General features: G+C 69.2%; 22 protein-coding genes and 1 tRNA gene. 14 read left to right on the top strand and 9 right to left on the bottom strand.

The window, feature by feature from the left end:
* Positions 1–1,799 (top strand): rhamnogalacturonan lyase (locus tag KBX08_RS25680; protein ID WP_282102897.1); only part of this gene is annotated, 1,799 nt, incomplete at its 5' end.
* A 200-nt stretch (positions 1,800–1,999) separates the two neighbouring features.
* Here the strand turns inward: KBX08_RS25680 and KBX08_RS25675 are convergent.
* Together KBX08_RS25675 and KBX08_RS25670 are read right to left on the bottom strand one after the other, a co-directional pair.
* The gene (locus KBX08_RS25675; RefSeq protein ID WP_307850653.1) at positions 2,000–3,010 is read right to left on the bottom strand and encodes an LLM class flavin-dependent oxidoreductase; all 1,011 of its coding nucleotides are present in this window, start codon (positions 3,008–3,010) and stop codon (positions 2,000–2,002) included.
* A gap of 72 nt (positions 3,011–3,082) precedes the next feature.
* A complete protein-coding gene (locus KBX08_RS25670; RefSeq protein WP_210785920.1) occupies positions 3,083–3,562 on the bottom strand; it encodes an Lrp/AsnC family transcriptional regulator in 480 nt (159 codons plus the stop codon).
* A gap of 83 nt (positions 3,563–3,645) precedes the next feature.
* Between KBX08_RS25670 and KBX08_RS25665 the strand changes: the two genes are divergently transcribed.
* The gene (locus tag KBX08_RS25665) at positions 3,646–4,824 is read left to right on the top strand and encodes a PLP-dependent aspartate aminotransferase family protein (RefSeq protein WP_210785919.1); all 1,179 of its coding nucleotides are present in this window, start codon (positions 3,646–3,648) and stop codon (positions 4,822–4,824) included.
* A 3-nt stretch (positions 4,825–4,827) separates the two neighbouring features.
* Here KBX08_RS25665 and KBX08_RS25660 read toward each other — a convergent pair whose 3' ends face one another.
* The 3 genes from KBX08_RS25660 to KBX08_RS25650 all read right to left on the bottom strand — a co-directional run bounded on the left by KBX08_RS25660 (position 4,828) and on the right by KBX08_RS25650 (position 6,428).
* Positions 4,828–5,478 (bottom strand): NAD-dependent epimerase/dehydratase family protein, encoded by a 651-nt coding sequence (locus KBX08_RS25660; RefSeq protein WP_210785918.1) that lies wholly within the window; start codon positions 5,476–5,478, stop codon positions 4,828–4,830.
* Positions 5,479–5,569: 91 nt separating this feature from the next.
* The gene (locus KBX08_RS34035) at positions 5,570–5,833 is read right to left on the bottom strand and encodes a hypothetical protein (protein WP_238688135.1); all 264 of its coding nucleotides are present in this window, start codon (positions 5,831–5,833) and stop codon (positions 5,570–5,572) included.
* Positions 5,834–6,351: 518 nt separating this feature from the next.
* Positions 6,352–6,428 (bottom strand) — tRNA-Leu (locus KBX08_RS25650).
* A 105-nt stretch (positions 6,429–6,533) separates the two neighbouring features.
* On the opposite strand from KBX08_RS25650, the gene KBX08_RS25645 reads away from it, so the two are divergent.
* From KBX08_RS25645 to polA, 11 genes are all read left to right on the top strand, one after another.
* Entirely contained in the window at positions 6,534–7,154 is a 621-nt protein-coding gene (locus tag KBX08_RS25645; RefSeq protein WP_112582684.1) for an ANTAR domain-containing response regulator, read from the top strand.
* A 13-nt stretch (positions 7,155–7,167) separates the two neighbouring features.
* Positions 7,168–8,337 (top strand): hypothetical protein, encoded by a 1,170-nt coding sequence (locus KBX08_RS25640; protein WP_307850652.1) that lies wholly within the window; start codon positions 7,168–7,170, stop codon positions 8,335–8,337.
* Positions 8,338–8,594: 257 nt separating this feature from the next.
* On the top strand, positions 8,595–9,755 hold the full coding sequence (locus KBX08_RS25635) for a branched-chain amino acid ABC transporter substrate-binding protein (protein WP_210785916.1): 1,161 nt from the start codon (positions 8,595–8,597) through the stop codon (positions 9,753–9,755).
* 109 nt (positions 9,756–9,864) lie between these two features.
* Complete coding sequence (locus KBX08_RS25630; RefSeq protein ID WP_210785915.1) at positions 9,865–10,815, top strand: branched-chain amino acid ABC transporter permease; 951 nt, start codon at positions 9,865–9,867, stop codon at positions 10,813–10,815.
* Complete coding sequence (locus KBX08_RS25625) at positions 10,812–11,921, top strand: branched-chain amino acid ABC transporter permease (RefSeq protein WP_091407909.1); 1,110 nt, start codon at positions 10,812–10,814, stop codon at positions 11,919–11,921. Before KBX08_RS25630 ends, KBX08_RS25625 begins: the two co-directional genes overlap by 4 nt.
* Before the next feature lie 46 nt (positions 11,922–11,967).
* Positions 11,968–12,759, top strand: a complete 792-nt coding sequence (locus KBX08_RS25620) for an ABC transporter ATP-binding protein (protein WP_210785926.1) — start codon at positions 11,968–11,970, stop codon at positions 12,757–12,759.
* On the top strand, positions 12,749–13,459 hold the full coding sequence (locus tag KBX08_RS25615; protein ID WP_091407914.1) for an ABC transporter ATP-binding protein: 711 nt from the start codon (positions 12,749–12,751) through the stop codon (positions 13,457–13,459). The genes KBX08_RS25620 and KBX08_RS25615 overlap by 11 nt, the downstream gene beginning before the upstream one ends.
* 37 nt (positions 13,460–13,496) lie before the next feature.
* Positions 13,497–14,408 (top strand): ABC transporter substrate-binding protein, encoded by a 912-nt coding sequence (locus tag KBX08_RS25610; RefSeq protein ID WP_210785914.1) that lies wholly within the window; start codon positions 13,497–13,499, stop codon positions 14,406–14,408.
* Positions 14,409–14,411: 3 nt separating this feature from the next.
* The gene (locus KBX08_RS25605; protein WP_210785913.1) at positions 14,412–15,389 is read left to right on the top strand and encodes an amino acid ABC transporter permease; all 978 of its coding nucleotides are present in this window, start codon (positions 14,412–14,414) and stop codon (positions 15,387–15,389) included.
* 53 nt (positions 15,390–15,442) lie between these two features.
* A complete protein-coding gene (locus KBX08_RS25600) occupies positions 15,443–16,195 on the top strand; it encodes an amino acid ABC transporter ATP-binding protein (protein ID WP_210785925.1) in 753 nt (250 codons plus the stop codon).
* Between the two features lie 90 nt (positions 16,196–16,285).
* On the top strand, positions 16,286–18,985 hold the full coding sequence (polA, locus tag KBX08_RS25595) for a DNA polymerase I (RefSeq protein ID WP_210785912.1): 2,700 nt from the start codon (positions 16,286–16,288) through the stop codon (positions 18,983–18,985).
* A gap of 105 nt (positions 18,986–19,090) precedes the next feature.
* Here polA and KBX08_RS25590 read toward each other — a convergent pair whose 3' ends face one another.
* From KBX08_RS25590 to KBX08_RS25575, 4 genes are read right to left on the bottom strand one after another with little or no spacing between them, the layout of a single operon-like run.
* On the bottom strand, positions 19,091–19,438 hold the full coding sequence (locus KBX08_RS25590) for a DUF3140 domain-containing protein (protein WP_030489062.1): 348 nt from the start codon (positions 19,436–19,438) through the stop codon (positions 19,091–19,093).
* Positions 19,425–19,643, bottom strand: coding sequence for a DUF2945 domain-containing protein (locus KBX08_RS25585; RefSeq protein WP_210785911.1), 219 nt, complete (start codon positions 19,641–19,643; stop codon positions 19,425–19,427). The genes KBX08_RS25590 and KBX08_RS25585 overlap by 14 nt, the downstream gene beginning before the upstream one ends.
* A gap of 36 nt (positions 19,644–19,679) precedes the next feature.
* Positions 19,680–20,282 carry a Uma2 family endonuclease gene (locus KBX08_RS25580; protein WP_247670054.1) on the bottom strand — a complete coding sequence of 201 codons (603 nt, stop codon included), beginning with the start codon at positions 20,280–20,282 and terminating at the stop codon, positions 19,680–19,682.
* Positions 20,283–20,339: 57 nt separating this feature from the next.
* The gene (locus KBX08_RS25575; RefSeq protein WP_210785910.1) at positions 20,340–21,146 is read right to left on the bottom strand and encodes a class I SAM-dependent methyltransferase; all 807 of its coding nucleotides are present in this window, start codon (positions 21,144–21,146) and stop codon (positions 20,340–20,342) included.
* A 432-nt stretch (positions 21,147–21,578) separates the two neighbouring features.
* Here KBX08_RS25575 and rpsA point away from each other — a divergent pair, with 432 nt between their 5' ends.
* Entirely contained in the window at positions 21,579–23,090 is a 1,512-nt protein-coding gene (rpsA, locus tag KBX08_RS25570; protein WP_091407939.1) for a 30S ribosomal protein S1, read from the top strand.
* Positions 23,091–23,202 lie beyond the last annotated feature (112 nt).

The raw sequence follows: 23,202 nt of genomic DNA, 5'->3' as shown, positions 1-23,202 counted from the left end.
CCACCCCGCCACCCACCACGCCACCTCCGACCACGCCGCCGCCGTCGACCGGCGTGGTACAGATGGAAAAGCTGGACCGAGGGCTGGTCAGCGTCCGCTCCGGCAACGGCAACCTGGTCTCCTGGCGCCTGCTCGGCACCGAAACCTCCGGGGTCGCGTTCAACCTCTACCGGGGATCCACCAAGGTCAACGCCAGCCCGATCACCGGCGCCACCAACTACCTCGACAGCGGCGCGGCGGCCGGCTCGGCGTACACCGTGCGGGCCGTGGTGGGCGACACCGAGCAGGCGGCGTCGGCGTCGGCGTTGCAGTTCGGCGCGGGCTACCTGGACGTGCCGTTGCAGGTCCCGGCCGGGGGCAGCACCCCCAGCGGCGAGAGCTACTCGTACAGCGCCAGCGACGCCTCCGTCGGTGACCTCAACGGCGACGGCAACTACGAGATCGTGCTCAAGTGGGAACCGTCGAACGCCAAGGACAACTCCCAGTCCGGCTACACCGGCAACGTCTACGTCGACGCGTACACACTCACCGGCACCCGGTTGTGGCGGATCGACCTGGGCCGCAACATCCGGGCCGGCGCCCACTACACCCAGTTCCAGGTGTACGACTACGACGGCGACGGCCGCGCCGAGGTGGCGATGAAGACCGCCGACGGCACCCGCTCCGGCACCGGTCAGCTCATCGGCTCGTCGTCGGCGGACCACCGCAACTCCAGCGGTTACGTGCTCTCCGGCCCGGAGTACCTGACCATGTTCAACGGGCAGACCGGCGCGATCGCCTCCACAGTCAACTACGATCCGCCGCGCGGCACCGTGTCGTCCTGGGGCGACTCGTACGGCAATCGGGTGGACCGTTTCCTCGCCGGCACCGCGTACCTGGACGGGCAGCGCCCCTCGCTGATCATGGCCCGGGGTTACTACACCCGCGCGGTCATCGCCGCCTGGGACTTCCGCAACGGCACTCTGACCAAGCGCTGGACGTTCGACTCGAACTCCTCCGGCAACGGCGCCGCCGCCGGTCAGGGCAACCACCAACTCTCCGTGGCCGACGTCGACGCCGACGGTCGCCAGGAGATCGTGTACGGGGCCGCCACCATCGACGACAACGGCCGCCTGCTCCACTCGACTGGCAACGGCCACGGCGACGCCATGCACGTGGGGGACCTGGACCCGGGCCGCGCCGGCCTGGAGGTGTTCAAGGTCGACGAGGACGCCAGCAAGCCCAGTTCCTACTTCGCCGACGCCCGTACCGGTCAGGTCCTCTGGTCCACGCCGGCGTCCGGCGACAACGGCCGGGGGGTCTCCGCGGACATCTGGGCGGGCAGCCCCGGCGCGGAGTCGTGGTCGTCAGCGGTCGCCGGGCTGGCCAACACCAGGGGGCAGAACGTCGGACGCAAACCGTCCTCGGCCAACTTCCTCGCCTGGTGGGACGGCGACCCGGTGCGGGAACTGCTCGACGGCACGAAGATCGACAAGTACGGCACCGGCGGTGAGACCCGGCTGCTCGACGGCAGTCAGGTGGCGTCCAACAACGGCACCAAGTCCACGCCGGCGCTCTCCGGCGACATCCTGGGCGACTGGCGCGAGGAGGTGATCTGGCGGACCACCGACAGCCGGGCGCTGCGCATCTACAGCACACCCACCCCGACCAGCACCCGGATCTACACCCTGATGCACGACCCGCAGTATCGGGTGGCGATCGCGTGGCAGAACACCGCCTACAACCAGCCGCCGCACCCGGGGTTCTTCATCGGCAACGGAATGGGCACCCCACCCACACCGGACATCCACCTACGTTGATGCAACCCCTGGCGGTCCCGAGCGGGGTCGCCTAGGGTGGCAGGCACCGGGCCGCAGCCGCGGAATCCGCTCAGCTCCGGCCCGGTGCGCCACACCGCGGCATTCCCAACCCGTCCCGACCGGGAATGCCGTACCACCACCGGCACCAACATTAGGCACCGTCCGGGTCGGCGGGGTGACGCTGACGTGAAGATCGTGTTTCACGCGCTCCGGCGCAGACCGCCCGCCACCTGCTCGGCGATCAATTCGTACGACCGCACCCGGTCCTGCACGTCGTACACCAGCGTGGTCAGCATCAGCTCGTCCGCGCCGGTGCGCTCCACCAGGTCGGTCAGCTGCCGACGCACCGTATCCGGCGAGCCCATCGCCTGCCCGTCACGGCGCGCCACGACGAACTCCCGCTCGATCTCCGAATACGGGTAGGCCGCCGCCTCGTCGGGCGTGGACAGCGGCTCCGGCCGCCCGGAGCGCAACTTCAGGAACGACAGGGCACTCGGCCCGGCCAACCATTCGGCCCGCTCGTCGGTCTCCGCGCACACCGCGTTGACCGCCACCATCGCGTACGGCTTGTCCAACCACTGCGACGGCCGGAAGTTCTGCCGGTACAGGGCCAACGCCGGCAGGGTGTTCTGCGAGCTGAAGTGGTGCGCGAAGGAGAACGGCAGACCGAGCAGGCCGGCGAGCTGGGCGCTGAAACCGCTGGAGCCCAACAGCCACACGGCCGGCTGCTCACCGCGGCCCGGCGTGGCGATGATCTGCCCCGGCTTCTCCCCGCTGAAGTAGTTCATCAGGTCCGTCAGCTCGCGCGGGAAACCCTCCGCCGACAGGCCCTCCATGGTGCGCCGCAACGCCAGCGCGGTCACCTGGTCGGTGCCCGGCGCCCGCCCGATGCCCAGGTCGATCCGACCCGGGTGCAGCGCCTCCAGGGTGCCGAACTGCTCGGCCACCACCAGCGGCGCGTGGTTGGGCAACATCACCCCGCCCGACCCCAGCCGGATCGTCGAGGTGTTCGCCGCCAGGTGCGCCAGCAGCACCGCGGGGGCGGAGCTGGCGATCGCCGGCATGTTGTGGTGCTCGGCCACCCAGAACCGGTGGTAGCCCAACTCCTCGGTGCGCCGGGCCAGCTCGGTGGTGGCCTGCAGCGCCGCGCCGGCGGTGGTGCCCTTGGCGACCGGGGCAAGATCAAGAACAGACAACGGTACGGTGATCACACGGTCAGCCAACCCGTCACCGACCGGCTTTGTTCCAGCATGCGGGTTTTCGTCGGCCACCTCACCCGCCGCTCACCCCATCCCACGCGCCTGCTCGAAGATCAGACTGGTCTGCGTGTGCTGCACCACCGGATCCACCGCCAGATGGTCCAGCACGAAGTCCCGCAACGCGTCGCCGGACGCCGCCCGCACGTGCAGCACGTAGTCCTCCGCACCGGCCACGTGGAACACCGACACCACCCCCGGCAGCCGCACCGACCGGGCCCGGAACGCGTCCACCGCCGCCCGCTCGTGCGCTGTCAACCGCACCGACACCAACGCCTGCAACGGCAGACCGAGCGCCGCCGGATCCACCTCGGCGTGAAAACCACGGATCGCACCACGCTCGCGCAGCGCCCGGGTACGCGTCAGGCACGTCGACGGCGCCACACCCACCCGCTCGGCGAGAGCGTTGTTCGGCAACCGGCCGTCCGCCGCCAGCTCGGTCAGGATCGCGCGATCCACCTCGTCCAGGGCCGAATACGGCCGCAGATCATTCGGCTCAGAGGGCATTGCGCCATCCTCGCCCGAACCCAACACGGAAACCAACCCCACTCACAGAATCATCTGCCGAACCATTGCCCACCAGTCGCCAGATGTTCGACCCTACCGCCATGACAACGATGGACACCCGGGCCGTCCACGCCGGCCGCGACGACCTGCGCACCCTCGGCGTGCACGTACCACCCATCGACCTGTCGACCACCAACCCACTGCCCTCCGTCGACGACGGCGGCGCCGCGTACGAGCAACTCGCCACCGGCGGCACGCTCCCCACCGACGGCGGCGCCGTCTACCAACGGCTCTGGAACCCCACCGTCGCCCGCTTCGAAACCGCCCTCGCCGAACTGGAAGGCACCGCCCAAGCCGTCGCCTTCGCCAGCGGAATGGCAGCCCTCACCGCCACACTGCTCGCCGCCACCCGCGACGACCGCCGGCACGTCGTCGCCGTCCGACCCCTCTACGGCGGCACCGACCACGTCCTCGCCACCGGCCTGCTCGGCACCACAGTCACCTGGACGCGCCCCGACGACGTCGCCGCCGCCATCCGCCCCGACACCGCACTGGTCATCATCGAGACACCCGCCAACCCCACCCTCGACCTGGTCGACATCGCCGCCCTCGCCGCCGCAGCCGGCGACATCCCACTGCTGGTCGACAACACCGTCGCCACCCCCGTACTGCAACAACCCGCCCGCCACGGCGCCACCCTCGTCCTGCACAGCGCCACCAAGAGCATCGGCGGACACGGCGACGTCCTCGCCGGCGTCGTCGCCTGCGACGACACCTGGGCCATACGGCTACGCCAGGTCCGCGCGGTCACCGGCGCGATCCTGCACCCCCTCGGCGGCTACCTGCTGCACCGCGGCCTGCAAACCCTGCCGCTGCGGGTCCGCGCCCAACAGGCCACCGCCGAGAAACTCGCCGGCTGGCTCGCCGACCACCCCGCCGTACACCGAGTGCACCACCCCTCCGTGCACGACCCGGCGGCGCTGGTCGGGCGGCAGATGTCCGGACCCGGCAGCCTGCTCGCCTTCGAGGTACACGGCGGCGCGCCCGCCGCGGCCGCCGTCGCCGGCGCCTGCCGCCTCATCACCCACGCGGTGTCCCTCGGCGGCGTCGACACCCTCATCCAGCACCCCGCCTCGCTCACCCACCGGCCGGTCGAGGGCGACGCCAAACCCGCCGCCGCCCTGCTGCGACTCTCGGTCGGCCTCGAAGACCCCGAAGACCTGCGCGCCGACCTCGCCCACGCCCTCGACACGATCACCTGACCCTCAGCGCAGCTCGCGGTTGCCCAACACCCGCACCGGCGAACCCTGCCGAGCCACCCGCAACATCGCCCGACCGATCCCGTCGGTGGTGGTGACCTGGTTCGGCAGCAACCGACGCAGCACCGGAAACAGTGGACGGGTGACCGCGTACCCGAACCGGTACCACAGCGTCTTCGACACCGCCCCGTACGTCGGCTGGATGAACCCCGGCCGCGCCGCGAAACCGTTGGGCAGCAGATCCAGGATCGCGTTCTCGGCACGCCCCTTGACCCGCGCCCACATCACCCGACCCCGACCCGACGAATCGGTCCCCTGACCCGAGACGTAGACGAAGGTGACCTGCGGGCTCACCTGCGCGAACAACCGCGCCGCCGCCATCGGGTAGTCGTAGCTGACCCGCGTGTACGCGGCCTCGTCCAGACCCAACGAGGACACCCCCAGGCAGTAGAAACACGCGTCGACACCGGTCAACTCGGCCCGCACCGCGTCCAGCTCGCCCACGTCCGCGACCGTCAGCTCCCGCAGCTTCGGATCCCGCACACCAGTCGGCCGCCGACCGACAGTCAGCACCTCCCGCACGTCATCGGCGAGCAGGCACTCGCGCAACACGCCCTGACCGACCATCCCGGTCGCACCGAAGACAACCACCCGCATCAGATCGCACCCCTGTCGCCGCCACCGCCACCGGCCATCCGGCCGCGCGTCAGCCAGGCTGCCACGGTCGGCGTGATCCGCGCGGTACCGGTCAGGACTTGGGGCCGACGTGCCGGTCCAGCGTGGCGACGGCGTCGCGTCGCGCCACCGACAACGAGTTGCGTCGGTTCATCCGCCAGGCGACGCCGAGCAGGTCGAGGCTCCACTGGCAGAGCCCCATGATGTCGGCCGACTCGTTGACGAACATGTAGCGCGGGTAGACGTACGCCTTGCCACGCACCGTCACCCGGTTGGCGAACCGGCAGCCGTCGGAGTGGAACAGCCCACGCAGGAAGTCGCCCGGGTGTGCCGTCACGAGATCGCGCTGCCAGTCGGCCAAGATGATCGGGCGTTCGTGTTTTTTGCCAGGGCCATGCTGAGGGAGCAGGCACGGCCAGTGCTTGCCGGAACTTTGCACGCTGACGCAGCCGACCTGCTGGACGCGCTGCACCCTCGCGGCGAGCACTGCTCGCATAGCGGCGTCACAGGCCTCGATCAGGCCTGGCCACCTGTCGCTGCAGGCGATGCGAAGCACCGGGACCCGGGTGGACGTGACGAGATGACCGTCGCCCAGGTAGAGGCCAAGCAGGTATAGGTATGACGACGGGTCTGTCTGAATGTTGACGTTGGGCCGGCAGCGGAAGCAGCGAGACTCGGTGCACTGCTGTTGTGGCTCAGCCTGCCCCCTGCACCAGCCGCGAACGGTTGGATAGGGAAGTCTCAGTCGTCGGGCGACCTCAGCGACCGTGCTGCCGGCGAGGTGCTGCCGCCGTGCTCGTAGGCGCAGTTCAGGTGGGTGCACAGCACGATTTTGGAACAGCCGTACGACAATTTTGGTGCCCCCGGTGGGATTCGAACCCACACTGTCGGAGGTTTGAGCTCCGCTTCTCTGCCGGTTGGAATACGGGGACGCTTGGCCGAATGCTCTGGTGGCCTCCCATAGGTTACCTACTACGCTGAGGGCGGCGACACCCGGTCGGGTTGGTGTCGGCTTATGACTGGTGGGGGTAGGGCTGGTGGCTGAGATGCCGACGGATGCCGAGCGTAGGCGCGTACTGATCGCCGAGGACGAGGCGCTGATCCGGCTGGACCTCGCCGAGATGCTGGTCGAAGAGGGTTACGAGGTGGTGGGGGAGGCCGGCGACGGCGAGACAGCCGTACGCCTCGCCGAGGAGCTGAAGCCCGACCTCGTCATCCTCGACATCAAGATGCCGATCATGGACGGGCTGGCCGCCGCCGAGCGCATCGCCGGTGCCCGGATCGCCCCGGTGATCATTCTGACCGCGTTCAGCCAGCGTGACCTGGTGGAGCGGGCGCGGGCGGCGGGCGCGATGGCGTACCTGGTGAAGCCCTTCCAGAAGAGCGACCTGGTCCCGGCGGTGGAGATCGCGCTGTCGCGTTACTCGGAGGTCGCGGCCCTGGAGGCGGAGGTCGCGAGCCTGACCGACCGCCTGGAGATCCGTAAGTCGGTGGAGCGCGCCAAGGGCGCGCTGATGACCACGTACGGGATGACCGAGCCGCAGGCGTTCAAGTGGATCCAGCGCACGGCGATGGACCACCGGATGACCATGAAAGAGGTTGCCGAGCGGATCCTCGCGGAGACCGCTGGCGGCGAGGTGACCCTGCCGGCTCCCTGATCGGCATCGACCCGTGTCGAGGCGGATGACGGCAGTGCTCGGCGTTCTCGCCGTGCTGGCGGCCGCCTGTGAGTCCTCGGCCTGTCCCGACTGCGAGCAGCCGCCACCGGTCCGGCCGGCCTGGCAGTCGGTGGTCCTGCCGGACCCGCCGGGTCTGCCGGGTCGACCGGTGCTGCGCGACGCCACCGCCTGTGCCGACCGGTGGTACGTGGTCGGCGGCGTGGTCGATCTGGCCGGGGAGACCCGCCCGGCCGCCTGGAGCAGCCCGGACGCCAGTTCCTGGGGGCCGGTGCCGACGGCGCCGGTGACGTTCTACGGCAAGCAGCACGTGCTCTCCGCGGCGGCCTGCCGGGACGGGCGGCTGGCGGTGGTCGGGGCGAAGAGTGGGGGTGCGCACGGCAATCCCCGCACCGGCACCTGGAGGCAGGCGTCGGACGGCACGTTGCGCGAGGTGGACGCGCCCTTCGAGCGGTACGGCGGGCCGCGCGCGGTCAATGTGGCCCGGTTGGCGGCGGGGCCGCGGGGCTGGTTGATCGCCGGTAGTCGGATCGACGGTGCGGCGGTCTGGATCTCCCCGGACGCGGCCGGGTTCGCGTTGGTGGAGGGCGCACCAGAGTTGGCCGGTGACGAGCGGGGGCGGACGGCGGCGTACGACGCGGTCGCCGTGCCGTCGGGCTGGCTGGTGGTGGGTGCGTTGCTGCCGCCGGGGGGTACCGCGCTGGTGCCGCTGGCCTGGTCCTCGGCGGACGGCCGGAGTTGGCGGCGGGCCGCCCTGCCGGTGGTGGACGGGCGGGGGCAGGCGCAACGGGTGGCGGTGCTTGGTGACGTGCCGGTGGCGGTCGGGCCGGTGCGGGCTGGATTCGGCAGTTGGCGGCTGACGACGCAGGGCTGGCTGCCGGCGGGCGGGTTCGGGGCGGCCGGACCAGGTGTGGCGTCGGTGGTCGGGCTGGTGGCCGTCGGGCAGAGGTTGGTGGCGGTGACGAGGGACGGGGACCGTCACGCACTGTGGCTCTCGGTCGATATGGGCGAGTCGTGGCGGGCGATGATCATGCCGCGGCCGGTACCGGACAGCGGAGACACTGCGGTCGCGGTGACCTCGACGGGAGATCGACTGCTGCTGGTGACCGACGATGGGAAGACGTCGCGTGCCTGGTGGGCGGGGGTGTCAGACCTCGATCGGTAGCTGACGGAAGCCCGCTGGCCGGTGCCGACGAAACAAAGGTGAAAAGGCTTCACGACCGAAGGTTCTTACAGGGATCGTTTCGAATCCGCCACGGCGTGTAACGGTTCGGTCAACCCGCTCGCTTGGGGCTTACGTCACAGCTCCACGGTGGGATAACGTCCGGCCCCAGACCGGCGACGACGGTCTGGTTCGTCCGCCCCCGCAAGGGCCAATAGCCAGCGGGTGGTTCGGACCATGGGACGAGGAGGGTTCGGGCCTTGAGGCAAAAGCTCGCGCGCGTTATCGGTGGGGTCGCCATGGTGGCGCTCGTCGCCGGCGGAACCGCATGCTCCAGTGGCGACGATGCGGCAGGCGGGGGCGGTGACGCCTGCGGCAGCAAGATCGCATTCTTCGGCGCGCTGACCGGCAGCTCGGCCGCGCTCGGCATCAACGAGAACAACGGTGTCAAGCTCGCCGTCGACAAGTACAACAAGGAAAACGCCGACTGCAAGGTCGAGCTGGCCTCCCTGGACTCGCAGGGCAGCCCCGACCAGGCGCCTGGTCTGGCGCAGAAGGCGATCGACGACACCAAGATCCTCGGCGTCGTCGGCCCGGCCTACTCGGGTGAGTCCGAGGCTGCCGGCCCGCTGTTCAACGAGGCCGGCCTGGTGACCATCACCCCGTCCGCGACCCGGCCGAGCCTGGCCGACCAGAAGTGGAAGACCTTCTTCCGCGCGGTCGGCAACGACTTCAGCCAGGGCCCGGCGGCCGGCAACTACATGAAGAACGTGATGAAGGCCGACAAGGTCTACGTCATCGACGACCAGTCCGCGTACGGTGCCGGCCTGGCCGACGAGGTCAAGAAGGTGCTCGGCTCGGCGGTTGTCGGCTCGGACAAGGTCCAGGGCGAGGGCAAGCAGACCGAGTTCTCCGGCGTGATCACCAAGGTCAAGGCCGCCAACGTGAAGGCGATCTTCTACGGCGGTTACTACCAGGAGGCCGGCCTGATCCGTAAGCAGCTCACCGCTGCCGGGGTCACCGCGCCGCTGGTCGCCGGCGACGGCGTCAACGACGGTGCGTACATCACCTCCGCTGGTCAGGCGGCGGCCGAGGGCACCATCCTCACCTGCCCGTGCCAGCCGGCCGCTGAGGCCCGTGGCACCTTCGTGCAGGAGTTCAAGGCGCTCACCGGCACCGACCCGGGCACCTACAGCGACACCGCCTACGACGCGGCGAACATCCTGCTGGCCGGTATCAAGGCTGGCAAGACCACCCGTGAGGGCCTGCTGGAGTTCGTGAAGGGCTACAGCGGCGAGGGTGTCGCGGCGAGCTACAAGTTCACCGAGACCGGCGAGCTGGACCCGGCTCAGGTCAAGGTCTGGGCCTTCAAGGTCACCGGCGGCAAGGTTGTCCCGGACCAGGAGATCCCGAAGTCCTGATGTTGGTCGCTGCTTCGGCGATTGAGTTGTGATCGCGGGTGCGGCCGGGAGCTGCTCGCTCCCGGCCGCACCCCAATTTTCTCTCCAGACGTGATGGAGCGTCCCTCCCTTGGACTTCAATGGACTGTTCTCCAACTTCGGGGAACTCACCACGACCGGCCTGACCCAGGGCGCGATCTACGCCCTGGTCGCGCTCGGCTACACGCTGGTCTACGGCGTGCTGAGACTCATCAACTTCGCTCACTCCGAGGTCTTCATCGCCGGCGCGTTCGCGGCGATCTGGACCTGGAACGGCTTTGGACTCGACCAGAACTCACAGGTCAGCGGGGTTGGATCGATCCTGTTCTACCTGCTGGTGGCGATGATCGTCGCCGCCATCGCCTCGGCGGGCACCGCGACGGTGATCGAGCGGGTGGCGTACCGGCCGTTGCGTAAGCGCAACGCCCCGCCGCTGGCCTTCCTGATCACCGCGATCGGCGCCTCGATCGCGATCTCCGAGGCCTTCGGCATCTGGACCCGCCGACTGCCGGAGGGCGCGCCCAGTCTGGTGAGCAGCAAGCCGCTGTTCCACCTCTTCGGCGTGCCGATCGACTCGATCCAGCTGCTGACGATTGGCGCGGCGCTGCTGATGATGGTCCTGCTGGACCTGTTCATCAACCGCAGCCGTACCGGCCGGGGCATCCGGGCCGTGGCCCAGGACGCCAACACCGCCGCGCTGATGGGCGTGAACAAGGACCGGATCATCCTGATGGTCTTCATCACCGGTGGTGCCATGGCCGGTGTGGCCGGTCTGCTCTACGACGTGCGGATCCAGACCCTGACCTACAGCGTCGGCTTCCTGCTGGGGCTCAAGGCATTCACCGCCGCGGTGCTGGGTGGTATCGGCAACCTGCGCGGGGCGCTGATCGGTGGCCTGCTGCTGGGCGTGGTGGAGAACTACGCCGCCGGTCTGTTCGGCAGTCAGTGGAAGGACTTCGCTGCCTTCGCGGTGTTGGTGGTGCTGCTGATGTTCCGGCCGACCGGTCTGCTGGGCGAATCGCTGGGGAGGGCACGGGCATGACGACCGTCCTGGAGAGGGTGCGCTCTGGCCGCGAGGCGGCCGGAGAACGGTGGCGCGGCGCGCCGCGCTGGGTGCGTTGGGCGTTGCTGGTCGCGGTGATCGCGTTCTTCTACGCGCTGCCGAACAGGGAGTTCTACCAGTATCTCGGGCCGATCCCGACCCCTGGTGCGAACTTCACGCAGGTGCTGTTCACCGTCTCGATCTACGTGCTGCTGGCCGTCGGGTTGAACATCGTGGTCGGTTTCGCCGGCCTGCTCGACCTGGGCTACTTCGGGTTCTTCGCCGTCGGCGCGTACACCGTCGCGGTGTTGACCTCGCCGAGCAGCAACCTCAAGACGCTCTGGCCGTGGCTGCTCGTGGTGCCGCTGGCGATCGGGTTGACCATGCTCTCGGGTGTGATGCTCGGTACGCCGACGCTGCGTCTGCGCGGTGACTACCTGGCGATCGTGACGCTCGGCTTCGCCGAGATGATCCGGATCGCCGCGGTCAGCTCGGAGTTCCTCAAGGGCCAGCGGGGTTTCAACCAGATCCCGCACCCGCCCGGCAAGTACGCCGACGGCAAGCCGTTCTTCGGCGTGCTGGACGCCCGGCCGTACTACTGGCTGGTGCTCACGCTGATCATCCTGGTGGTGATCGGTGTGCGGAACCTGACGCACAGTCGGGTCGGTCGGGCCTGGATCTCGATCCGGGAGGACGAGGACGCCGCGCAGCTGATGGGTGTGCCGACGTTCAAGTTCAAGCTCTGGGCGTTCGCCTCGGGTGCCGCGATCGCCGGTCTGGCCGGCGCGCTCTTCGCGGGTAAGCAGAACTTCGTCAACTCGCAGAACTTCGAGCTGCTCAACTCGATCATCATCCTGGCGGCGGTGATCTTCGGTGGTTCGGGCAACATCGTCGGCGCGATCGTCGGTGGTGGCCTGGTGGCGTACATGATCGAGCGGTTCCGCGGCATCGAGTTGTTCGGCGTGGAGCTGTACGAGTACCGGTTCCTGATCTTCGGTCTGGTCCTCGTGGTGATGATGATCTTCCGGCCGGAGGGCCTGATTCCGAACCGACGACGGGCGGCGGAGTTCAAAGACCGTCGCAAGGAGGTGATCGTCGGTGAGTGACACCGATCAGACGCCGGCTGTTCCGGCGCAGGCCGGCGCGCCGGCGATGGAGGCGGTCCCCAACCGGGAGCCGCTGCTGGAGGTCGACAACGTCACGCTGCGCTTCGGCGGCGTGGTCGCGCTCGACAACGTCAACTTCACCCTTTACAAGGGGGAGATTCTCGGGCTGATCGGCCCGAACGGCGCTGGCAAGACCACCTGCTTCAACGCGATGACCGGCATCTACCAGCCCACCAGCGGTGAGATCCGGTTCCGTGGCGGCAAGATCAGCGGGAAGAAGCGCCACCAGATCACCCAGATGGGTATGGCCCGGACGTTCCAGAACATCCGCCTGTTCCCGGAGATGACCGCCCTGGAGAACGTCCAGGTCGGCGCGGACGCGCACCACAAGACCAGCGTGGTCTCCGCTCTGTTCCGGTTGCCTCGGCACCGGCGCGAGGAGCGTGAGGGACGGGAGAAGGCCGAGCGGCTGCTGGAGTTCGTCGGCATCCGGCACCGGCTGCACGAGTTCGCCCGCAACCTCTCCTACGGGGAGCAGCGGCGGTTGGAGATCGCCCGGGCGCTGGCCACCGATCCGGTGCTGCTCTGCCTGGACGAGCCGGCCGCCGGCTTCAACCCGGCGGAGAAGGAGGAGCTGCTCCAGCTCATCCGGCAGGTCCGGGACACCGGCGTGACCGTGCTGCTGATCGAGCACGACATGCGCCTGGTCATGGGCGTCACTGACCGGATCGTCGTGCTGGAGTTCGGAAAGAAGATCGCCGAAGGGCTTCCCGCCGAGGTGCGGGACAACCCGAAGGTGGTCGCGGCGTACCTGGGGGTGCCGGACGATGTTGCTTGAGATCGACGATGTGAGCCTGCTCTACGGGCGGATCCAGGCGTTGCACGGCATCAGCCTGACCGTGGCCGAGGGTGAGATCGTCGCACTGATCGGCGCCAACGGCGCCGGGAAGTCGACCACCATGCGGGCGATCTCCGGGATTCGGCCGATCGCGACCGGCAGCATCCGCTTCGAGGGTGAGGACATCTCCAAGCTCCGGGCGGATCTGCGGGTCCGGCGGGGGCTCTGCCAGGCGCCCGAGGGTCGGGGGATCTTCCCCGGCATGTCGGTGCTCGAGAATCTGGACATGGGGGCGTACACCCGGCGCGACCGCGCCGGGATCGCCGAGGACCTGGCCCGGGTGCTCGACCTCTTCCCCAGGCTGGCGGAGCGACGTAAGCAGGCCGGAGGTACCCTTTCCGGCGGCGAGCAGCAGATGCTGGCGGTCGGTAGGGCGTTGATGAGCCGGCCCAAGCTGCTGTTGCTCGACGAGCCCTCGATGGGGTTGGCGCCGATGCTGATCCAGCAGATCTTCGACATCATCAAGGAGATCAACGAGCAGGGCACCACGGTCCTGCTGGTGGAGCAGAACGCGCAGCAGGCGCTGGCCCGAGCGCACCGGGCGTACGTGCTCGAGACCGGCAAGATCGTCAAGACCGGAACCGGCGCCGAGCTGCTGCACGACCCGGCGGTCAAAGAGGCATACCTCGGCGTGGCCTGAGCGGCCGTCACACCCCTCACGCAAGGAGTGCAGAGACATGTTCAATACCAACGGTGCCCGCCGGGCGGCGCTCGGTGCCGCCAGTGCGGCGCTGATCGCCCTCTCGCTGACGGCGTGTGGGGAGAAGGAGAACAGCGGCTCGCCCGGTGCCGGTCCGACCGTCACGGCGGCGGCCGACTCGGCGCTGGCCGGGAAGGTGCCCGACGCCATCAAGGCCGACGGTGTGATCAAGGTCGGCACCGACTCGACGTACGCCCCGGCGGAGTTCCTCGACGCTGACGGTAAGACGGTGGTCGGTTTCGACGTCGAGCTGTTCAACGCGGTGGCGCAGAAGCTCGGTCTCAAGGCCGAGTACGAGTCGGCGCCCTTCGACGCGATCCTGCCCGGTGTCGACTCCGCCAAGTACGAGGTCGGTGTGTCGTCGTTCACGATCAACGCCGAGCGGCTCAAGAGCGTCAACATGGTGAGCTACTTCTCCGCCGGCACCCAGTGGGTGACCAAGGCCGGCAACGCGGCCAAGATCGACACTGAGAACGCCTGCGGCAAGAAGATCGCCGTGCAGACCGGCACCGTGCAGGTCGACGACATCACCGCCCGGTCGAAGAAGTGCACCACCGGCGGCAAGCCGGCGATCAGCATCGACCAGTACCAGTCGCAGAGCGACGCCACGGCCGCCGTGTTCAGCGGCAAGAACGACGCCATGCTGGCCGACTCGCCGGTCGGGGCGTACGCGGTGAAACAGAGCAACGGCTCGCTGGAGCTGGTCGGCGAGATCTACGAGTCCGCCCCGTACGGCTACGCCGTGAAGAAGGACCAGAGCGCCTTCGCCGAGGTGCTCAAGGAGGCCGTCCAGGCGGTCATCGCTGACGGCTCGTACCAGACCGCGTTGAAGAAGTGGGGCGTCGAGGGCGGCGCCATCACCTCCTCGGCGCTGAACCCCGCCAGCTGACGCATGTCGTCGGAAACGGACACAACCGAACGGGCACGGCCGGAACCCATCCAGGCCGTGCCCGTCCGGCATCCCGGGCGTTGGGTCGCGGTCGCCGTGATCGGGGTGCTGGTGGCCATGTTCGTCCACCTGCTGGTGACGAACAAGGCGTTCAACTGGGCGTTCATGGTCGACGAGATGTTCCGGCCGCCGATCATGGAGGGTCTGCGCGGCACTCTCGCGCTGACAGTGCTCGCGATGCTGATCGGCGTCAGTCTCGGCGTTGTCGTCGCCATCATGCGGTTGTCGGAGAACCCGATCCTGCGGGGCGTCTCCTGGGCGTACACCTGGTTCTTCCGGGCGGTGCCCCGGCTGGTGCTGGCGATCCTCTTCGGCAACCTCGGCATCCTCTGGGCCCGGATCGAGTTCGGGCTCCCGTTCGATCGGCAGATCGGCGCGCTCTTCGGCGTCGACGACTTCGAGGCACGTCTGTTCGGCTTCTCCGCGCTGGAGATCCTCACGGGATTCGTCGCCGGCATGCTGGCGCTCGGGCTCTCCGAGGCGGCGTACATGGCCGAGATCGTTCGGGCCGGGATCCAGTCGGTGGACGAGGGGCAGACCGAGGCGGCGCAGGCGTTGGGCCTGAGCCGTACCCAGATCCTGCGCCGCATCGTGCTGCCGCAGGCGATGCGGGTGATCATCCCGCCGACCGGCAACGAGACCATCGCGATGCTCAAGGACACCTCGCTGGTGGCCTTCGTGCCGGTCTCCACCGAGCTGTTCTTCCAGCTCAAGGCCGTGGGTAACCGGACCTTCCAGGTCTTCCCGATGTACGTGGCGGCCTGCCTGTGGTACTTGCTGCTGACCAGCGTGCTGCTCGTCGGGCAGTACTACCTGGAGCGGCACTTCTCCAAGGGGTTCGGCAAGAGCGGCCAAGCGAAGATCAGACTGCGCGGGATCACCGCTGAGGCCGGCGGTAGCGCGAGCGAGGCGGGTCGGTGATGACGCAGGTGACGACACCGGCGGGGGCCGCGGGAACGGCCGGCGACGGCGTGATGGTCCGCGCCGAGCAGGTGCACAAGTCGTTCGGGTCGGTGGAGGTGCTCAAGGGCATCGACCTCGAGGTCCGCAGCGGCGAGGTCTGCTGTCTGCTCGGGCCCTCCGGCTCGGGCAAGTCGACGTTCCTGCGCTGCATCAACCACCTGGAGAAGATCAACGCCGGCCGGATCCGGGTGGACGGCGACCTGATCGGCTACCGGGAACGCGGCGGCAAGCTGCACGAGATGCGGGAGAAGGAGATCGCCGCCCAGCGCCGCGCGATCGGCATGGTGTTCCAGCGGTTCAACCTCTTTCCGCACATGACCGCCCTGCAGAACGTCGCCGAGGCGCCGGTGCTGGTGGGCCGGGAGCGCAAGGCCGCCGCCCGGGAAAGGGCCGCCGCGCTGCTCGAGCGGGTCGGGCTCGGCGACAAGCTGGGCAACTACCCTGGGCAGCTCTCCGGCGGGCAGCAGCAGCGGGTGGCCATCGCCCGGGCGTTGGCGATGCAGCCGAAGCTGATGCTCTTCGACGAGCCCACCAGTGCGCTGGACCCGGAGCTGGTCGGCGAGGTGCTCGACGTGATGAAGGACCTGGCCCGCGACGGCATGACGATGATCGTGGTGACCCATGAGATCGGCTTCGCCCGGGAGGTCGGCGACTCGCTGGTCTTCATGGACGACGGCGTGGTGGTGGAGTCCGGCGCGCCGCGCGAGGTGATCGCCAATCCCCGGCACGACCGGACGAAGGCGTTCCTGGCCAAGGTGCTCTGAGCCGGTACCCGGCGCGGCCGTTCGGAACGGCCGCGCCGGGCGTCGTGCCGGTGTCCCGTCCTGTCGTAGCGGCGGGCTAGAGTCGCTGCCGTGACAGCTACGACACCGCGCCTGCTTCTCGTTGACGGACATTCCATGGCATACCGGGCGTTCTTCGCCCTGCCTGTGGAAAACTTCTCCACCACGACGGGGCAGCCGACCAACGCGGTGTACGGCTTCACCTCGATGCTGATCAACGTGCTGCGCGACGAGCAGCCCACCCACATCGTCGTGGCCTTCGACGTCTCCCGCCACTCCTTCCGCACCGACAAGTACGCGGAGTACAAGGCCGGCCGCAGTGAGACCCCGACCGACTTCAAGGGCCAGGTCAGCCTGGTCAAGGAAGTCCTGGCCGCGCTGCAGATCCCGGTGGTGGAGAAAGAGGGCTTCGAGGCCGACGACGTCATCGCCACGCTCGCCTGCCAGGCCCGCGACCAGGGCATGTCGGTGCTGATCAGCAGCGGTGACCGCGACGCGTTCCAGCTGGTCGACGATCAGATCACCGTCCTCTACCCACGTAAGGGCGTCTCCGACCTGGCCCGGATGGACCCGGCGGCGATCGAGGCGAAGTACGGCGTGCCGCCACAGCAGTACCGGGACCTCGCCGCGCTGGTCGGCGAGACCAGTGACAACCTGCCCGGCATCCCGGGCGTCGGCCCGAAGACCGCGGCCAAGTGGATCACCACGTACGGCGGGGTGGAGGGCGTGATCGCCCGGGCCGACGAGATCAAGGGCAAGGCCGGCGACAGCCTGCGGGAGCGGCTCGCCGACGTGATCCGCAACTACGAGATCAACTGCCTCGTCTCCGACCTGGAGCTGCCGCTGCGCCCGGAGGACAGCCGCTGGACGGGTTGGGACCGGGAGGCGGTGCATCAGGTCTTCGACACCCTGGAGTTCCGCATCCTGCGCGACCGTCTCTACCAGTACCTGGAGGCGGTCGAGCCGGAGGCCGAGTCCGGCTTCGACCTCACCGGCGAGGTGCTCACCGAGCCCGGCGCGCTGGCCGGGTGGCTGACCACGCACGTTCCGACCGGCACCCCGGTCGGGTTGGCGGTCAAACTCGACACCGGCCCCAACCGCCGGCACACCGCCTCGATCACCGGTCTCGCGCTGGCCACCGCCGGCGGTGCGGCGGCCTGGGTCGACCCGGTGAGGCTCGACCCGACCGACGAGGGCGCCCTGGCCAGCTGGTTGGCCGACGAGCAGCGCCCCAAGGTGCTGCACGACAGCAAGCCGGCCGTGCTGGCCTGCGCCGCGCACGGCTGGCAGCTCGCCGGCATCGTCCGGGACACCCAGATCGCCGCGTACCTGGCCCGCCCCGACCAGCGTTCCTACGACCTGACCGACCTGGCGCTGCGCTACCTGCACCGGGAGCTGCGGGTGGACGTCCCGGAGTCCGGTCAGCTCACCCTCGACGGTCTCGGCGACGAAGGGGTCGTCGAGCAGAACCTGATGCTCCAGGCCCGGGCCACCCTCGACCTGGCCGACGCGATCGACGCCGAGCTGTCCCGCGACGGCGAGCAGTCCGCCCGGCTGATGGCCGGCGTGGAGCTGCCGCTGATGCGGGTGCTGGCCACCATGGAGAGCACCGGTATCGCCGCCGACACCCACTATCTCTCCGAGCTGGAGGCCCACTTCGCCGCCGAGGTGAAGGCCGCCGCGCAGGGCGCGTACGAGGCGGTGGGTAGGGAGTTCAACCTCGGCTCGCCCAAGCAGTTGCAGGAGATCCTCTTCACCGAGCTGGGTCTGCCCAAGACCAAGAAGATCAAGACGGGCTACACCACCGACGCCGACGCCCTGCAGTGGCTCTACGCGCAGCAGCCGCACCCGGTGCTGGCCCACCTGCTGCGTCACCGGGACGTGGCCAAGCTCAAGTCGACAGTCGACGGGCTGCTGAAGTCGGTCTCCGACGACGGTCGGATCCACACCACCTTCAACCAGACCGTGGCGGCCACCGGTCGGCTCTCCTCCACCGAGCCCAACCTGCAGAACATCCCGATCCGCACCGAGGAGGGCCGTCGGATCCGTCGGGCCTTCGTGGTGGGAGACGGCTACGAGTGTCTGCTCACCGCCGACTACAGCCAGATCGAGATGCGCATCATGGCGCACCTCAGCTCGGACGACGCGCTGATCGACGCGTTCAACTCCGGCGCCGACTTCCACGCCGCCACCGCCTCGTCGGTCTTCGGGGTGCCGCTCGACGAGGTCACCCCCGACCAGCGCCGCAAGATCAAGGCCATGAACTACGGCCTGGCGTACGGCCTGAGCGCCTTCGGCCTGTCCCAACAGCTCAGCATCAGCACCGAAGAGGCGCGCGGGCTGATGGAGAACTACTTCGCCGGCTTCGGTGGGGTGCGCGACTACCTCCAGCAGGTGGTCGCCCGCGCCCGCCAGGACGGTTACACCTCCACCATCCTCGGCCGGCGCCGCTACCTGCCCGACCTGGTCAGCGACAACCGGCAGCGCCGCGACATCGCGGAGCGGATGGCGCTCAACGCGCCCATCCAGGGCTCCGCCGCCGACATCATCAAGGTGGCGATGCTGCACGTCGACACCGCGCTGCGCGAGGCCGGGCTGCGTTCACGGATGCTGTTGCAGGTGCACGACGAGTTGGTCTTCGAGGTCGCCCCGGGTGAGCGGGAGTCGTTGGAGGCCCTGGTCCGGGGGGAGATGGGCGGGGCCTACCCGCTGTCGGTGCCGCTGGAGGTGTCGGTCGGTCTGGGCCGGGACTGGAACAGCGCCGATCACTGATCTTGGTTGCGGTGTGGGGGTTCCGGGGCTGCCCCGGAACCCCTGACCGGGTCGTCCTGGTCGCGGCCGCCGGGGTGGTGGATCAGGGTCGTCGGGCTGCGCCGGCTACTTCAGGGGGTCGTGGCCCCAGTTCATGAGGGACCAGCGCCACTTGGTGTCGCGGACGTTGCCGGAGGGACGCTGCGCCATGTGCCGGCGTACGTAGCCGACGACCTTGCGCATGTGTTTGTAGTCGCCCTCGGACAGGTCACCGCGTTTGCGACGGAGCAGGTTGATGATCTTCCGCCCGGATTCGTGTCCGACGGACTCGCCACCACCAGCACGACCGCCCTTGTGCCAGCCGACCTGCTTCGACTCGTCGGTCTCCAGCCACGTGGACAGCTCACCGGGCTTCATGTTCACCGCTTCGGTGAACTCCCGGTAGGTGTCCCGGCCGTCGTCACTTCTGCTCATGGCGCAGCGCCTCGGGGCGGTGGGCCACGTCGCGGCCCGTGCCGACACTGCGGACCCGGTACTGCGGGTCGTCGGGGTCCGCGTTCACGGCCCGTCCGCTGATTCGCGTCCGCTCGGTGATCGTCCCCCGCACCACGCCGTACGCGCGGCTGCCGTGGGCCGACCAGGAGACATGGTCGCCCTTGTGGAATCGCTGTTCGGCCATGGTCCTCGGCTACCCGGGGTGGCCAGTGCGAAACGACTACGGGGTGATCTCGGCGATCGGCAGCTTGATGTCGAACGGCTCGGCCAACTCGATCACGTCGGCGCCGTCGGCGACCAGCTCGTACTGCCGCTCACCGCCCGGCCCCACCCGGTCGCCGATCCGGTACGCGTACACGTGCACCGGGTCCTGCTCGATCCGCCAGTAGAACGGGATGCCGGCGGCGGCGTACTCACCTGGCTTCGCGAACCGGTCGATCCGTCGCGTGCCGGGCGAGACGATCTCCACGGCGAGCACGACGTCCGACGGCCGCAGAGTGGACCGGGATGGCGCCACGCCGGCCCGCCGTAGGAGCACGTCCGGCTGTCGGCTGGTGTTGGGACTCAGTCCGACTCCGACGGCCTGGACGACCCGGAGGTCAGCCGGCACATGTTGCAGCAGCCAGTGCGCTAGCAACAGCGAGATGTCTTGATGGCCCAGGGTGGGGGAGGGTGTCACCTGGATAACTCCGTCGACGAGTTCGACGTGGGGGGCGTCGTCCGGCAGGGTGAGCAGGTCCTCCAGCGTGTAGTCGGCACGCTGCTGCCGCATCGGATCCGGACACCAGGGGCCAGGTGATGTCGGGACGGGCTCGGCGCTCATGGGCACGAGCCTACCGGCGATCGATGGGGCACACGTCGGACAACGGGTGCGGCGCGCTCAGTCGGCGGGCTTCTCGGTGACGAAGATGGCGGTGCCGGGGAAGAGCCGTCCGCGCAGCGGGCTCCACTGCCCCCAGACCCCCTCGTGTCCCTCCGGCCACTCCGGCTCCACCAGGTCCAACAGCCGGAACCCGGCGCCGACCAACTCGCGGATCCGGTCGCCGAGGGTGCGGTGCTGCTCGACGTAGGTGGCCACGCCGCTCTCGTCCTGCTCCACGTACGGGGAGCGGTCGAAGTACGAGTGCACGGCCGTCAGGCCGCCCTCGCCGGGGTCGTCGAGGAAGATCCACCGCATCGGGTGGGTCACCGAGAACACCCATCGGCCGCCCGGGCGCAGCACCCGGTGCACCTCGGCGAGCAGCGCCGCCGAGTCGTCCACGAACGGGATCGCGCCGAACGCGGTGCAGGCGACGTCGAACGACCGGTCGGCGAACGGCAGGGCGAGCGCGTCGGCCTGCACCAGCGGTACGCGTACCCCGGTGCGGTCGGCGGCCTCGGCGGCGTGGCGCAACATGCCGGCGGACAGGTCGAAGGCGACCGGCCGGGCGCCCTGGGTGGCGAGCCAGCGGGCGGCGGCCGCGGCGCCGGCGCCCACCTCCAGCACCCGCCGCCCCGACACGTCGCCGAGCAGCCGGACGTCGGCCTCGCGCAGGCCCTCGGGGCACCACACGAAGTCCACGTCGCCGAGGAACGCGCCGTGTTCGGCCTGGTAGTCGTCGGCGTCGGTGTCCCACCAGCCGCGGTTGGCGCGCCGGGCCTCGGCGTCACCCACCCGGCGCCGGGTAACCCGGCTGTCGTCATCCACGCGCTCACGCTAGGCCCCACCCACCCCATTGGGTACGGCGGCGCGTCCACGATCTGCGCGACTCCTCGCGCGGCGGGCTTGATCGACTCGTCTCCGGTGACGTCGCGCTGTCCGAGCCGGCGGGGCGGGAGGGACTGCTGTGACGCGGGATACAGCAGGGGTGCTTTCCGGGCGATTGTTCGGCTTTCGCAGGTCATCGCACGAAGAGAACCCGGGAGGGCTTGCACGCTGTGGTAATGCGCACGGTAGGCTAGACGATGCGCTCGCGGATCGCGTTGCCTCGGCAGGGAGCAGGTGCGCGGTCGACGGAGCCACATCATGATCTCACTAGGCGATCGTTCGGTGTGCCCGGCGACGGATCCGCTGGCGCGAACAGGTCACTGCGACACACCAGCCTGCTGTGACAACCCACCGACCGGAGCAACCGCCCACATGACGAGCAGCATCGAGGCCCCCTCGAGCGCCACCCGGGTCACCCACGACGATCTCGGTTCCGAGGAGGCATTCCTCGCCGCGATCGACGAGACCATCAAGTACTTCAACGACGGCGACATTGTCGAAGGCACCGTCGTCAAGGTCGATCGGGACGAGGTCCTGCTCGACATCGGCTACAAGACCGAGGGTGTCATCCCCTCTCGGGAGTTGTCGATCAAGCACGACGTGGACCCCGCCGAGGTTGTGACGGTTGGCGACCACATCGAGGCCCTTGTCCTCCAGAAGGAGGACAAGGAGGGTCGTCTGATCCTCTCCAAGAAGCGGGCACAGTACGAGCGGGCCTGGGGCACGATCGAGAAGATCAAGGACGAGGACGGCGTCGTCCGCGGTTCGGTCATCGAGGTGGTCAAGGGCGGCCTCATCCTCGACATCGGGCTGCGCGGCTTCCTGCCCGCGTCCCTGGTCGAGATGCGTCGTGTGCGCGACCTGCAGCCGTACGTCGGGCGGGAGCTCGAGGCCAAGATCATCGAGCTGGACAAGAACCGCAACAACGTGGTCCTGTCCCGCCGGGCCTGGCTCGAGCAGACGCAGTCCGAGGTGCGCACCGAGTTCCTCAACAAGCTGCAGAAGGGCCAGGTCCGCAAGGGCGTCGTGTCCTCGATCGTCAACTTCGGCGCCTTCGTGGACCTGGGCGGCGTCGACGGTCTGGTGCACGTCTCCGAGCTGTCCTGGAAGCACATCGACCACCCGTCCGAGGTCGTCGAGGTGGGCCAGGAGGTCGAGGTCGAGGTCCTGGACGTCGACCTGGACCGCGAGCGGGTCTCGCTGTCGCTGAAGGCGACCCAGGAAGACCCGTGGCGGCAGTTCGCCCGCACCCACGCGATCCAGCAGATCGTGCCGGGTAAGGTCACCAAGCTGGTTCCGTTCGGTGCGTTCGTCCGCGTGGACGACGGCATCGAGGGCCTGGTCCACATCTCCGAGCTGGCCGAGCGCCACGTGGAGATCCCGGAGCAGGTCGTCCAGGTTGGCTCCGAGGTCATGGTCAAGGTCATCGACATCGACCTGGAGCGCCGCCGGATCTCGCTGTCGCTCAAGCAGGCCAACGAGGGCTTCGTCGAGGGCGAGGAGCACTTCGACCCCACCCTCTACGGCATGGCCGCGACGTACGACACCGAGGGCAACTACATCTACCCCGAGGGCTTCGACCCGGAGACGGGCGAGTGGCTCGAGGGGTACGACAAGCAGCGCGAGACCTGGGAGAACCAGTACGCCGAGGCTCGTCTGCGCTGGGAGGCCCACACCAAGCAGGTGCAGACCTCTCGGGCTGCCGACGCCGAGGCTGCCGCCAACCCGACTCCGGCCGTTCCGGCCGCAGCCGGTGGCGGTGGCGGTGGCACCACCTCCTCGTCCAGCCCGGCCCCGAGCCGGCAGGCCGAGGAGCCGGCCGGCACGCTGGCCACCGACGAAGCGCTCGCCGCACTGCGGGAGAAGCTCGCCGGCGGTAAGTGACCCGCTGAACGACGACGGGCCCCGTCCCCGCGATCTCCGGATCGCTGGGGGCGGGGCCCTCGCCGTACCCGCCGCCAGCCGCGCGGCACCCTCGGCGGTGGGCACCGACCGG

It is taken from the genome of Micromonospora sp. H61 (assembly GCF_018070325.1).
Classification (GTDB): domain Bacteria; phylum Actinomycetota; class Actinomycetes; order Mycobacteriales; family Micromonosporaceae; genus Micromonospora; species Micromonospora salmantinae.
The sequence above is the reverse complement of the archived record's forward strand: the minus strand, read 5'-3'. Positions and strand labels throughout refer to the sequence as shown.